The organism is Fictibacillus sp. BK138, from assembly GCF_004216955.1.
Classification (GTDB): Bacteria; Bacillota; Bacilli; order Bacillales; family Fictibacillaceae; genus Fictibacillus.
The window spans coordinates 2934349-2948286 of the sequence record NZ_SGXL01000001.1 but is presented as its reverse complement, the minus strand read 5'-3'; the positions used below and the strand labels follow the sequence as shown (position 1 = coordinate 2948286).

14 protein-coding genes are annotated in these 13938 nt (G+C 40.5%); 12 read left to right on the top strand and 2 right to left on the bottom strand.

Annotated features, from left to right (window positions below; all coding sequences use genetic code 11):
- Window positions 1-4 precede the first annotated feature (4 nt).
- From EV282_RS14875 to EV282_RS14830, 10 genes are all read left to right on the top strand, one after another.
- Window positions 5-1498, top strand: a complete 1494-nt coding sequence (locus EV282_RS14875; protein WP_130296545.1) for a pyridoxal phosphate-dependent decarboxylase family protein — start codon at window positions 5-7, stop codon at window positions 1496-1498.
- On the top strand, window positions 1495-3282 hold the full coding sequence (locus tag EV282_RS14870; protein ID WP_130296544.1) for an IucA/IucC family protein: 1788 nt from the start codon (window positions 1495-1497) through the stop codon (window positions 3280-3282). Before EV282_RS14875 ends, EV282_RS14870 begins: the two co-directional genes overlap by 4 nt.
- Window positions 3266-3853: a GNAT family N-acetyltransferase gene (locus EV282_RS14865; RefSeq protein WP_425590197.1), complete on the top strand. Its 588-nt coding sequence runs from the start codon at window positions 3266-3268 to the stop codon at window positions 3851-3853. The genes EV282_RS14870 and EV282_RS14865 overlap by 17 nt, the downstream gene beginning before the upstream one ends.
- Entirely contained in the window at window positions 3825-5174 is a 1350-nt protein-coding gene (locus EV282_RS14860) for a lysine N(6)-hydroxylase/L-ornithine N(5)-oxygenase family protein (RefSeq protein ID WP_130296543.1), read from the top strand. The genes EV282_RS14865 and EV282_RS14860 overlap by 29 nt, the downstream gene beginning before the upstream one ends.
- Complete coding sequence (locus EV282_RS14855; RefSeq protein ID WP_130296542.1) at window positions 5150-6361, top strand: MFS transporter; 1212 nt, start codon at window positions 5150-5152, stop codon at window positions 6359-6361. Before EV282_RS14860 ends, EV282_RS14855 begins: the two co-directional genes overlap by 25 nt.
- Window positions 6345-8144: an IucA/IucC family protein gene (locus EV282_RS14850; RefSeq protein ID WP_130296541.1), complete on the top strand. Its 1800-nt coding sequence runs from the start codon at window positions 6345-6347 to the stop codon at window positions 8142-8144. The genes EV282_RS14855 and EV282_RS14850 overlap by 17 nt, the downstream gene beginning before the upstream one ends.
- Window positions 8145-8499: 355 nt before the next feature.
- On the top strand, window positions 8500-8913 hold the full coding sequence (locus EV282_RS14845; protein WP_130296540.1) for a DUF2500 domain-containing protein: 414 nt from the start codon (window positions 8500-8502) through the stop codon (window positions 8911-8913).
- Between the two features lie 15 nt (window positions 8914-8928).
- Window positions 8929-9231: a DUF2087 domain-containing protein gene (locus tag EV282_RS14840; protein WP_130296539.1), complete on the top strand. Its 303-nt coding sequence runs from the start codon at window positions 8929-8931 to the stop codon at window positions 9229-9231.
- Between the two features lie 4 nt (window positions 9232-9235).
- A complete protein-coding gene (locus EV282_RS14835; protein ID WP_130296538.1) occupies window positions 9236-10237 on the top strand; it encodes a phosphotransferase in 1002 nt (333 codons plus the stop codon).
- A 110-nt stretch (window positions 10238-10347) separates the two neighbouring features.
- Complete coding sequence (locus EV282_RS14830) at window positions 10348-11034, top strand: YqcI/YcgG family protein (RefSeq protein WP_130297015.1); 687 nt, start codon at window positions 10348-10350, stop codon at window positions 11032-11034.
- 13 nt (window positions 11035-11047) lie between these two features.
- Here EV282_RS14830 and EV282_RS14825 read toward each other — a convergent pair whose 3' ends face one another.
- Window positions 11048-11596: a GNAT family N-acetyltransferase gene (locus tag EV282_RS14825; protein ID WP_130296537.1), complete on the bottom strand. Its 549-nt coding sequence runs from the start codon at window positions 11594-11596 to the stop codon at window positions 11048-11050.
- A 22-nt stretch (window positions 11597-11618) separates the two neighbouring features.
- The gene (locus EV282_RS14820) at window positions 11619-11837 is read right to left on the bottom strand and encodes a hypothetical protein (RefSeq protein WP_130296536.1); all 219 of its coding nucleotides are present in this window, start codon (window positions 11835-11837) and stop codon (window positions 11619-11621) included.
- A gap of 162 nt (window positions 11838-11999) precedes the next feature.
- Between EV282_RS14820 and EV282_RS14815 the strand changes: the two genes are divergently transcribed.
- Both EV282_RS14815 and EV282_RS14810 read left to right on the top strand, forming a co-directional pair.
- Entirely contained in the window at window positions 12000-12842 is an 843-nt protein-coding gene (locus EV282_RS14815) for a DUF4037 domain-containing protein (RefSeq protein WP_130296535.1), read from the top strand.
- A gap of 195 nt (window positions 12843-13037) precedes the next feature.
- Window positions 13038-13904 (top strand): dimethylarginine dimethylaminohydrolase family protein, encoded by an 867-nt coding sequence (locus EV282_RS14810; protein WP_130296534.1) that lies wholly within the window; start codon window positions 13038-13040, stop codon window positions 13902-13904.
- The last annotated feature ends 34 nt before the right edge of the window (window positions 13905-13938 follow it).

Here is a 13938-nt window from a genome sequence, read left to right as displayed (position 1 = left end):
CAGAATGAACACAACTGATTTTGACCGTTTTTTTCTAAATAACAGTGAAGCAGGATTGCAAAGTTTTCAGGACATCGTGTTTGAAGCACAGCACCTTTTAAGTCATTTTTATAAAAACAATACAGATGCATATAACGGTAAACAGCCGTATGACATTGAAAAAGAGTTGAATGCTCTGTCTCTCACTTCAAAAGACGGAGACGATCCCTTTAACGTTCTTGAAGACGTAAAAGAAAGAATCGTTAAGAACAGCATTCACGTTTCACACCCGACAAGCATAGGACATCTTCATTGTCCTCCGCTTGTCCCAGCCATTGTGGCGGAACTGATTATCGGTGCGCTTAATCAATCAATGGATTCATGGGATCAAAGTTCAGCAGCTACTTATCTGGAAGAAAAGCTGATTCACTGGGTAAGGGGAAAGTTAGATCTTCCGAAAAATGCAGATGGCACGTTTACGAGCGGCGGCACGCAATCCAACTATATGGGATTGCTGTTAGCACGTGACCATTTCTGTGCTAAAAAGTGGAACTGGAACGTAAAGGTGAATGGTCTGCCACCAGAAGCGTATAAGATGCGAATTCTTTGTTCTGAAGATGCTCATTTCACGGTGAAAAAGTCAGCTTTTCAGTTAGGGCTAGGTGAGAAGGCTGTAATTACTATCGAAACAGATCACAATAAAAAAATAAACGTTCATGTTTTAGAGGCAGAAATTCAACGGTTAAAATCAGAAGGCTTATATCCGGTGTGTGTCGTTGCAACAGCAGGAACTACTGATTTTGGGAGCATCGATCCAATTCAGGATATAGCGTTGATCACTGAGAAGAACGGCCTATGGCTGCATGTTGATGCTGCGTATGGCGGGGCATTAATGCTCAGTGAAAAGCATTCAAACAAACTCGCAGGTATCAAACAAGCTGACTCGATCACCATCGATTTTCATAAGCAATTTTATCAGCCGATCAGCTGTGGTGCTTTCTTTGTGAAAAACAAGGAGAGATTCCGTTACTTGGCACACCATGCAGACTACTTGAACCCTGAAAATGATGAAGACGGCGGTATCGTTCATCTCGTAAGTAAATCGGTTCAAACAACAAGACGGTTTGACGCGTTAAAACTTTTTATGTCACTTCGAATCGTAGGTGAAAAGAATTTTGCAAACATGATCGATTACACGATTTATCTTGCAAATCAGACTGTAGGTGTTCTGAATCAAAAAAAGCAATTTGAAGTCTGTAACAGAATCCCAGAAATAAATGCCGTCGTTTTCCGATATGCAGATGGTTGTGCTGAAAATCTGGATGAACTGAACATGTATATCTATAAAAGAATCCTTCATACAGGAACAGCGTTAGTGGCCAAAACAAAAGTGAACGGCCAAGTATTTTTGAAATTTACATTGTTGAATCCGCGAACGACCATCGTGGACATTGAAGATATTCTTTATAGCATTTCTCAATTTGCTTCAGAGTACGAAAACAGGGGGATCACCCAATGACAAACCATAAACAACGAGCAGAAAATGCGACCATGCAGAGTTTTTTAAACTGTTATCTTAGAGAGACGCAAAATTTTATAGAAGTTGAAGGTGAGATGAAACACTTAGGATGGAGCGGTGAGACACCAAATAGATGGGTGAAGGTTTCTCTTGCGAACCAAGATTCAGCGGTTTTTGCAGCGGTGAAGCATTGGTCTTTAACAGGCAGACATCTGTTTCACTTTCCTATCCTTTATCAAACAGGTGAGAAAGTGATGCCGCTTGATTATGTTTCGCTCGTATCTGTTCTTTCGAAGGAACTGCTATTGGACCAAGATCGTGAAGACACGGAAGACGAATTGATGCTGCGCACGATTCTTAGCAAAAAGAATGTACAGCGGTATTTAGAAGAGCGGGAAAATGACGCAGCTGACCTAGAGAACAGTGAATTTACGTTTATTGAAGCAGAGCAGTCTCTTCTTTTTGGCCACCTTCTCCATCCAACACCGAAAAGTAAACAAGGAATGAGCGATGAGCAGGAATCTCAGTATTCCCCAGAACTTAAGGGGACGTTCCAGCTGCATTTCTTTAAAGCAGACAGGTCGATAGTCGATCAGGATTCAGCAGACAACATCACTGCTGAAGAGATAACGATGCAGCTGCTTCACAAAGATAAAAACTTTGTTCAAAAGATAGAGTGTGAGGAACAATCCATCTTCATCCCTGTGCATCCGCTGCAGGTTCCTGTACTTTTACAAGATTCGTCTGTTCAAGCGTTGATCACAGAAGGAAGTTTAAGCTACATAGGTCCGTATGGAGAGCTATTTACAGCTACTTCTTCTATGCGATCAGTGTACAGCCATGATTTTAAATATATGTTTAAGTTTTCTGTACCCGTGAAGATTACAAACTCTCTTCGTGTCAATTTGGAAAAAGAACTTCATAGGGGAGTGGAGGTTTCCAGGCTGATGCAAGCGAGGATGGGACAAGAGCTGAAGGAGTTTTACCCATCGTTTCAAATCATTCAGGATCCAGCATTCTTAAACATTCCAACAGAAAAAGAAACGTCAGGGTTTGAAGTAGTAATCAGAGAAAACCCGTTTTATGAAAATGACAAAAATGCTAGTTTGCTAGCAGGGCTTTGTCAGGATCACGGTTTTGAAGGGAAATCACGAATCGAAGCAATTATTCAGAATCTCGCGCAAAAAGAGAACCGATCTACAGAAGAAGTGAGCAAAGACTGGTTTGGCGAATACTTATCAATCACTCTAGATCCGATGCTGTGGCTGTATGAAACATATGGTGTAGCACTGGAGGCACATCAGCAGAACTCAATCGTTCAGATGGAGAATGGCTACCCGAAGCATTTCTATTATCGTGATAATCAAGGATACTATTACAGCGAATCGAAAGCAGACATGTTGGTGGAACAACTGCCAGGACTTAACCGGAAGAGTGTAACGATCTGCAGTGATGAGGTCGCGGTCGAACGCTTCCGTTACTACTTCTTCATGAACCACCTGTTCGGACTGATCAATGGATTCGGTTCAGCAGGTCTAATAGAAGAATCAGAACTCATGAAAATGCTGCGAAACAGGCTGATGCATCATGATAAACTGACGGGCGGAAAATCAGCATTATTAAGAAGTTTGCTAGATTCGGAGCAGCTGCCTTGTAAAGCGAACTTACTTACACGTTTTTATGATATGGACGAGCTTGTCGGTTCTTTAGAAACGCAGTCCGTTTATACGAACATTCCAAACCCATTGCAGAAGGTGTTGACTTCAAATGCTTCCAGCGTTTAGTTTCTTTGATTCAACCATTGAGAAAACACTATCTTTTGTAAAAGTAGATTTAAAGAGAGATGTGGCACTTCTTCATAAGTGGCAGCAGCAGCCCTATGTCGTTCCGTTTTGGAAGCTGAATATTTCCTTTGAAAACTATGAAAAGCACTTAGAAAAATTTTTGGCAGACAAACATCAGACTCTGTATTTAGGTTTGATCGACGGCGTTCCGATGAGCTACTGGGAAGCATATTGGGTGAAAGGGGATGTGGTTGAGACATCCTACGATCCGCACCCCGAGGATCAAGGAATCCACCTTTTGATCGGAGAGGAAGACTACCTTGGGAAAGGGTACGCGCTGCCTCTATTGCGTGGGATCGTCCGTTTTCAGTTCCAATCAAAAGGCACAGAGAAAGTGATCGCTGAACCTGATATTACGAATGAAAAAATGATTCATGTATTTGAAAAGTGCGGTTTTGAAAAAGTAAAGCCGATTGAGCTGCCAGATAAGACAGGGATGCTCATGTACTGCCATAGAGAAACGTTTGAGAGGAGATGGGAAGATGTCTTTAAAAGAGCCGCAGCAAAATAAAGTGTATGACATCATCGGTGTTGGCATCGGTCCATTCAACCTTGGGCTCGCGGCTATGCTGGATGAAACAGAGGGAAAAGACGCGCTGTTTTTTGAAAAGAAAACGGAATTCAACTGGCATAAAGGGATGCTGATCGACGGTACAACACTTCAGGTGCCATTCTTTGCTGACTTGGTGAGCATGGCGAATGTGAAGAGCAGGTATACGTTTTTGAATTATTTGCAGGAGCATAACAGACTATATCATTTTTATTTTCTGGAAAACTTCCACATCCCCCGCACAGAGTATAACCATTATTGCCAGTGGGCAGCGAGTCAGCTTGATACGTGTTGTTTTGGGATGGCAGTGGAACAGATTATGCAGGTTGAAATTGGTGATGAGTCTTTGTACGAGGTAATAGTGAGATCTGAAGAATCAGGTGAGACAATCACGTATTACACAAGACATCTATCAGTAGGTATCGGAACGAGTCCTGCTGTACCTTCACATCTCGAGAAGAAATTGGGTGCAAAAGTCATCCACTCTTCGCAATACTTAGATCGAAAAGAAGAGCTGCTGAAGGCAAATTCCATTACAATCATCGGATCAGGACAGAGTGCTGCAGAAGTTTTTTATGATTTAGCTCAGCATCAGGATAATGACGCTTATTCATTGAACTGGTTCACGCGTTCAAAAGGATTTTTCCCGATGGAATACTCAAAGCTTGGGCTAGAATATTTTTCGCCGGATTATACAAATTTCTTTTATCAGCTGTCCTCCTCCAAGAAGGACGAGCTGCTCAAGAAACAAGCGCTTTTGTATAAAGGTATAAGCATGGATACGATCGCCGACATTTATGATCTTCTTTATGAAAAATCGGTAGGTCAGAATAAGCCAGAAATTCATTTGCAAGCGATGACTGAACTCGTTTCTTTAGACGATGAAGGAGACACGCATCTGCTCTCACTCCGTCAAAACGTTACAGGAGAAGTTTTTGAGTTAGAATCTGACGTCGTTATATTAGGAACGGGGTATGCCCCTGCATTTCCGCACTTCTTGATGAAGATGCAAGAAAGAATACAGTGGGATTCTAAAAATCGTTATCAGATCACTCAAGATTATCGCTTGCAGACGAAAGACATGGAGAACAACCATATCTTCATTCAGAATGGTGAACTTCACACGCATGGTGTTGGTGCTCCTGATCTTGGCCTTGGTGCGCACAGGAACGCAGTCATTATCAATAAACTTTTTGGTGAGGAAATCTATCCCGTGAAGGAAAAAAATGTGTTTCAAAACTTTGGAACGGAACCATCATGGAAGCCCGCAGCCGTTCGCTAAACTTTTTTCTATTAAGCTGTGTCTTTCTGTTCGTATGCACAGAAGTATTATTATCACCTTTCTACCCGCAGTTTTTTAAAAAAGTGTATGGCATAACAGATCCTGATCTCACCGGGTTTTACATTATGACATGCAGGCTTACAGTCGTTATCTGCACACCGATCTGGGGGCTGATCGCGAACAAAAGGCAAAACAGTTCTACTCTGCTGATCATCGGCCAATGGGGGACAGGTTTTTCCTGCTTTTTAATGGCGATTTCACAGAGCTTTGAGATGTTTGTCGCAGCGAGTATTCTTCTGCTGATCTTTAAAAGCAGCTACTTTTTGCTGTATACGATTCTTATGCAGGAGAACCGAAAAACGGAGACAAGGGCGGCAGCAAGCTATCATGCAGTTCTGCAGGGTGCAATTGTCGCAGCGACATTATTATCTGGTTGGGTTATACAGATGGGAAATCCTCTGCAAGTATTCTGGTTGATCGGGATTATGGAATGTTTGTTGGGTCTTTTCAGTTATTTTATGCTGAAGGATGCGGGCCGCAATGTGGTGGATGGCCAGCTACAAGAAAGCGCCCATCGAAGTACCACAACCATGCTGCCGCAATTATTTTTATTCGGATTTGTTGTTTTAACTCTTTATCTAGCTGTAAATATGGTTCGGCCATTTTTTACTACGTACACAGAACAGATGTACCACACGGATACGATGACAAGCAGTATTTTGTATTTACTGCCTAGCTTAATGGCGATTGTGTCTTTGCCGCTTATCCGGAAATACAGTGAGAAGCTTGGGGTGAAAGGCTATATTGCAGCAACTGTCATGATTATTACGGGTTTGTTTTTCCAAGGAGTTGAAACAGGAATAGCAGGACTGATTGTATTTCGCTGCATGTTCGGAATAGGAGCGGCCTGGTGTCTTGCTAAATTGGATGTATTCCTTTTCAAGTGGAGCCGAAATACACATGGCGATTACAGTAAGGTCTCTGCGGTTCAAAATGTGGGGCTCCTGCTCGCACCGGTTGCGGCATCAACGATCGTAAACGTCCAGTCAATATCAGAAATATTTTTTTACGCAAGTTTGTTCGTCGTTCTCCACCTGATTGTTTTCCTATGGAGAACGTTCACAAGTGAAAGAAACAGAGGGAAACTTCACCTACATAAGGAGGAAAAGCATGCTTTATATAAATGAAACGGAATCTATTCTAAAAAAAGATACGTGGGAGAGAGTAAATAAAAATTTGCTTGCTAAGATGCTGGCAGAGTATATGTATGAAGACATGATTCTTCCAGAGCAAAAAGAAGACGGCTTTGTATTTTCGGTTAATGAAGATCGACAATACCGTTTTTCAGCAGAAAAGCGTTTCTTTGACAGCTATGATGTGGATCCGGATTCGATAAAAATTTTAGAGAATGGTGAATGGAAACCTGCTGTAAGTGCGATCCGTTTTTTAACCGATATTCAGGTGATGATCGGTATGTCTTCAGAAACAGCCGGCCATCTCATTAAGGAATTGAACCATACGCTCATTGCGGATGCCAATCTATTAAACAACCATATGAAAACGTCAGATGAACTGGTTGATCTGGATTATGCGGAGTTAGAGGGTGAGATGTCGGGTCACCCATGGATCACCTATAACAAAGGACGCATCGGATTTGGTTTTGATGACTACAGCAAATATGCCCCTGAAAACCAGAACGAAACGAAGTTGTTTTGGATTGCGGTACATCGTGATCGTGCTCAGTTCCAGTCTGTAAGTGAACTGCATTATGAAAAACTGATCATGAAAGAACTTGATGGAGTTCTCTTCCAGCGTTTCAATGAGATTTTACGAGAGAACGGCAAGCTGCCGCTCGATTACTACTTCATGCCCGTACACGAATGGCAATGGAAGAATGTTTTGATTCAAAATTTTCCTGAAGACTTGGCGACTGGCATGATTGTGCCATTAGAAGAGGGAACAGATCACTATTTGCCGCAGCAGTCGATCAGAACGTTTGTGAATACAACCAATAAGCTGAAGTCACACGTTAAACTTCCGATGAGCATATTAAATACGCTCGTATATCGCGGGCTGCCATCAGAGCGTACGGTGATTGCGCCTCAAGTGACTGAGCACATTAAAGGGATCTTTGAACGCGACAGCTTTTTAAGAGATGAATGTGAAGTTGTGCTGCCCGGAGAAGTAGCGAGCATCAATGTGGATCATACACATTACAGCGAGTTGAAGGGTGCTCCATATCAATATTTAGAAATGCTCGGAACGATCTGGCGTGAAAGCATCTACACATACTTGAAGCCTGGTGAACAGCCGATTACACTCGCGGCTCTTCATCATGTCGATGTGAACGGCAAGCCATACGTACAAAGCTTGATTGAAAAGTCTGGTTTGAGTGCTGACGAATGGGTGAAGAAGTTCTTTCATGTTGTCATGCCGCCGCTTCTGCACTTTTTGTATCAATACGGAACGGTTTTCTCGCCGCATGGTCAGAATACAATCTTGATTTTAAAGAATTATCAGCCTGAAAGACTTGCTGTAAAAGATTATGTGGATGATGTGAATATATCGGATCAGCCTTTTCCTGAACTAGAAGGAGTAACAGAAGATCTGCGAAAGGTTCTTCGCAGCGAGCCGCCAGAAGGTTTGACTCAGTTTATTTTCACCGGTCTTTTTATCTGTCACCTGCGATATATGGCAAACGTGCTGGTACGCAATGAATTGATTGAAGAGACAGCATTCTGGTCACATTTGATTGACAGTATTGAAGCGTATCAAGAGCGATTCTCTCACTTAGAAGAACGTTTCAAACTGTTTGACTTCTTTAAGCCAGAGCTTACAAAACTATGTTTGAACCGGAACCGAATGGTTGATTACGGATATGGAGATGGAGACGACCGGCCTCACGCATCGGAATTTGGCAAAGTAAGGAATGCATTGCATGAGGTTCGTGCAAGCAGAGTAACCGTTTAAAATAAATGTATCAAGTTAAGAGAGGACTGCATTTTTTGAATGCAGTTCTTTTTTGATGTTAATGTTTGTGGGTGGTGTAGGACGGGATGGCGAGGTGGCGAAAATTGTCGCCGAGTGCCGACTCGTGGATAAACCCTAAAAATTTTTGGATTGAGGTCCACTTTTCGTGGATTCAAGGCTAAATCTTGTGGATTCATTGCATAAACTTTTGGATTCAGCCTGAAAAATCCAATTAGCGAAGAAAAATGAGGCGTCTTTCTAATTAGTGTTTCATCCAAATGATAAAACTGAAACTTCTGTCTTTTTATTTCCGTATGTAATAATATGTAAAGTGGGTGTGATAAGGGGCGATTTAATGGATAACTTTGAAGACATTCAAGAGTTTCAAGAACCTGGTTTTGGAGCTGGGGATTGGATCTTTGAATTTGGACCGATTTTCATTGGGATAATCTTTGTACTTGTTATAGGAATTTTTCTTTTTGCGATAGTAAAAGGAATAAGTCAATGGAGCCACAATAACAAACAGCCACAGCTGACGGTTCCAGCAGATGTGAAAACAAAAAGAAGCCGGGTGAGCGGAGGCGCAAACGATACGTCGGCGCATACAACGTATTTTGTTACATTTGAAGTGGAAAGCGGAGACCGAATGGAATTTCAGGTGAAACCGCAAGACTATGGTCTGCTGGTTGAGGGCGATAAAGGACACCTAACATTTCAAGGTACACGCTATAAAGGTTTTGAACGAAATAGAAAAACAGAATCAATCTAAATGGAGTGATAACAGATGACAACAGAATTGGAGAACTATCAAACAAGTGTATTAAATGCTTTTTTAACTAAAGATGGGAAACTAAAGAACATACCTTCACAGAAGAAGAAAAAGTTAGTGGTACTGGAGTACTTGGTACGAAAATTAGACGAAGAATCTTATAGCGAACCGCAGATCAATCAATTCATCAAACAATACCATGAGGATTTTTGTACCATTCGCAGAGAGTTTATTGTAAATGGATATATGGATCGAGACGCTGGTTTTTATAAAAAAAGAGAAGAGGCATCGTGGACGAAGTGGCAGGAGCTGAAGTAGACGAATGGGTGCTGTTAGTTTAGAAAAACAAGCTGCAGAACGTTCCTTATGGGAACATTTGAAAAACGATGCAGAACACCGTTTTGAATGGTCCATCTATAAGAATACACCAATAAAACGCGGTTGGCTTAATCAAAAATGGAAGATCGAAACGAATAAAGGTACATTTCTATTAAAGCAATACAACAGAGAACGTATCAAAAAATATGACCTTGATACCATACGAACAGCACTTCGGACTCAAAATCGAGGCTTTAATCATGGAGTTCCCTGTCCAGAACTGCTGGAGCACGGCGGAGAACTTTTACATAAGACCTTGAATGGGGAACTGTACACGATCATGGAATTTATGGAAGGAAATTTAATCCGGGCTGGAAATGCTGACTCCCATCAGATGAAATCATTAGGATCAGCCATTGGAAAGCTTCACGATCTATTAAATGACGGAACGCTTCCTCCAAAAAAAGAAACCATGTTCAATATGCCGTCCTTCCAAAATCGTATCGGTTATTGGGATTCAGTTATCGCTGCGTGCGATGAAAAAGGGTTAACAGAATTAAAACCCTTTATACTTTTACAAAAAGAAGCGACCAGTAAATTGAAAAAAGACTTTGATAATCTGACTCCAGGCTGGTGTCATCGGGATTTATGGGTGGATAATCTATTATTTTCATCAGACGCCGTAAAAGCGATTTTAGATTTTGACCGGATGAATTATGACTTTCTTGAGTTAGACATAGGCCGAATTATTATCTCAGCATGCTTACATAACCATACTTTAAATCCAGAAGCGGTACATGCATTTATTGAAGGGTATAGCCATACAAATGAATTATCGCTTGATAGGGTAATTCAGTCATTAAGGCTCGTTTGGTACATGGAGAGTACGTGGTGGATCTCCGTTATCGAGCATGAAGGTGATCCTCCTAAAAGGTTTGCTCATGAAATGATCTGGCTTTCACAACATTTAAGCAATCTTGAAGAGATATTAGCTTGGAAAAAATAAGCAAAACAAATTACGTTTTAATTATTTAGCTTAAGGGAAATTCCTCATTATCAGATCAGAGGAGTGGTTAAGTGGAAACGAAACAATTAACTTTGCTTACAAAAGAAGATATGACAAATCCAGATCGAGTTCCAGCATGGGTCATTGAAGAGTATAAGACATTTCATGAAACAGTCACGGACAAAACGTTTCCTTGTTACTTTGGTATGGCTGCAGAAAAAAAAGGTGAGCTTCGCTATGCATATGTAACACATGATGACTGGTCAAACCTTCCTGAAGCTATTAAAGAATTCAATAAACTATTCGATGCCCCTAAATTAATTCGCCACGGATTATTTGTGTTCGTCGAGCCTGAAAAAGAAGAGAAGGACATTCCGTATTATAGAGAATATTTCTGGAACATCCTTAAATATCTTCACGAAACTGACGATCAGCCATGGCCCGAGCATATTCCGAAAGATCCCGACCATCACTTATTTGCTTTTTCAGTGGATAATGAACCTTACTTTGTGTTTGGCAACGCACCAGCATATAAACAGCGGAAAACGAGAGATCTTGGAAACAGCTTAGTTCTCGGATTTCAGCCAAGACGCATATTTGAAGGATTGGAAGGAACGTCCCCAGGAGGGAGCATGTCACGTGAAAAAGTACGTGAACGTGTGGAGAAGTGGGATAACTTGCCGACCCATCCGAACATTAGCCATTACGGTGATCCGGAGCATAGAGAGTGGAAGCAGTATTTTATTGGGGACGACGTTGAACCGATTACCGGAAAGTGTCCGTTTCATCATAAATAAGGAAAGAGGACTCCTAACCGAGTCCTTTTTTTAGTAACCATTCTTGTTCTAACATACCGAATAATAATGAATCCCGCCATCCGTCTTTAAGGAGAATAGATTCACGAATCCTACCTTCTAAAGTCATACCGATTTTCTTTAGTACTTTTTCTGATGCTTTATTTCTTGGATCGCACGTTGCAAAAATACGATGTAATCTTAACGTTGAAAAACCAAAGTTAAATAACATATTCGCTGCTTCAGTTGCATAACCTGACCCCCAGTATGCGGGATGAATAATATACCCGATCTCACCTTCTCTATTGGTAGAGCTTCGAATAAATAATTCTCCAGCACCAATCATTTCTTCAGATTGGGTTTCCACAATAGCGAAAGCGAAACGTACACGGGGATTAATCTTTGCTTCATTCATGGCTTCATGAACATATGCAATAGTTTCTTTTTCGGTATTTGGTCCCCAAGGCTGGTACTGAGAAACAATTTCCTGTGAAGCATATTTATGTACAGCTTTCCAATCTTCCTCTTCAAACTCTCGCAACATAATTCTTTTACCGGTTAACATTTTTCTCTCCTTTATGAGCATTTTAAATGGAAGGATTATTTGGATTCTTATGTGTTCTAATGCTGCTGACAAACATCACAAGACTAATAATCGTCGCCGTAAAATAGGCTTTGCCAAAATCAAACTGTTCTACAGGCAAGTGATTAATCCAAGTATGATAGTCAAGTTTTGCAGCAATGATGACAGGAACACAAAGAATCATGAGTACGACATATTTATATAGGATTTTTTTAGGAATCATTTATAGTCTCCTTTTATTTTCATTAGAATCCTTTCTATTTAATAAACCTAAATCCCTTTCAAATATTGTAATATTTTCCTAGAGTGTTTGTTGTGATAATCTTACAGAGAGCTGAAGAGTTAGTCGAAGGCCGTTATGCCTTTTATAAGGAGAGAATACATGATGGGATTAAAAGATATAGCAATAAAAATGGCATCTATCTATCAGGAAAATCGTAATGTGGAAGCGGTATTATTGGCTGGTTCAGTTTCAAGAGGATGGGAAGATAAACATTCAGACATCGAGCTGAATATCTTCTGGTCTGAGTCTCCAACAGATGAAGACCGAATGCATCCCATTCAAACGATTCATGGATCCGTGATTGATTTCCACCCATTTGAGGAGGAAGAATGGGCAGAGAGCTATTTAACGCCTGAGAATGTGAAGCTGGAAATCAGCAGTTTTTTAACAAGTACTGCTGAAACTTGGATTAACGATGTGGTGAATGAGTTTGATATAGATTACGGAAAACAATGTATGGTCTCTTCTATCTATTACGGACAAAGTTTATATGGAGATCCAGTGATCGATTCATTAAAAAACAAAGTTCAGATTTATCCTGATCAGCTTGCGGAAAAGATGATCGAGGAAAACTTGGCGCTCTGGTATAGATGGAACAATCGCAAAGCATTATTAGACCGGAAAGACTGGCTGATGCTGTATGATTTGATGGGAGCCGTTCAGAAGAAATTGATGGGAACGTTATTTGGACTGAACAAATTGTATATCCACCATCCATCATTTAAATGGATACATAAATATAGTGAGATTTTTACCATTAAGCCCAAAAATATGGATGAAAGATTTTCTGCTATTTATCTAGGAGATGCTCATAATAGTGTGCAGGAATTAGAGCTTTTAATCGAAGAGGTTTTTCTTCTAGCGGAAAAGCATTATCCCCATCTACCGTTTTTAAACGAATACAAAGAAAAAATGGATTTTGTTCGACCTGAAAATAAGGTATAAAAAATGAGAAATGCATACAAAATAGTGATAGCCATCCGGGTGGATTCGTCTGCTCGGGTGGTTTTTTTATGAAATAAGATAACTTTTAGCCATTTTTGGAAAAAATGAAAATAGAATAGTTGAAGATGTAAAAAACGTTTACGGTACAGATAGTTTAGGGAAGAGCATTATATATACCTTAAATGGAGGATTATGATGGCTACCGTAATTAAAGGAGAATATAAGCTCGTGAACTGTGACAGTGAATATGGAACACTAAAAAAAGTAATTGTTTGTGAACCTAGATATATGAAGATTGATGAGATCATCAATGAAACACAGCGTCATTTTGCCAAAGACAATATCAACATGAAACGCGCGATGAAACAGCATCAGGATTTTGTTAAAATGATGACCAATCATGGGGTAGATGTTTATAAACTTCCTCCAATGGAAAAATTCCCGGAACAGGTGTTTACCCGGGATATCGGTTTTACAATCGGTGAGACGGTATTTGTTTCACGAATGGGAAGCAACATTCGTGATGGTGAAGAGAAGATTCTCCGAAACTGGCTTTTAGAGCATCAAGTAAATCTCTCTTTAATCGAAGGCGACCGAATCGAAGGCGGAGATGTAATCGTTCATGGCAATAAAGTATATATTGGAGTTAGCGGAAGGACTTCAGAAGAAACCATTCAAGAACTGCAATCTCAGCTTCCACATATGGAAGTGATCGCTGTTCCGTTTGATCCTATCTATTTACACTTAGATTGTGTGTTTAACATACTATCGGAAAAGGAAGCACTTGTGTATCCGCAAGCATTTGAAGAAAAAGACTTAAAGCTTCTCGCATCGCACTTCGAACTAATAGAAGTGAATAAAGACGAGCAATTTACGATGGGAACGAACGTCTTATCGATCGGAAACAAAAAAGTTCTAAGTCTTCCATGCAATAAACATGTTAACAGTGCTCTAAGGGAACGAGGATATGAAATTCTAGAAGTAGATATTTCAGAAATCATTAAATCCGGCGGATCATTTCGCTGCTGTTCCATGCCGTTATACCGGGAATCGGTATATTAAAGAATTAAGAAGTGTCTCTTCCATATAGGAAGAG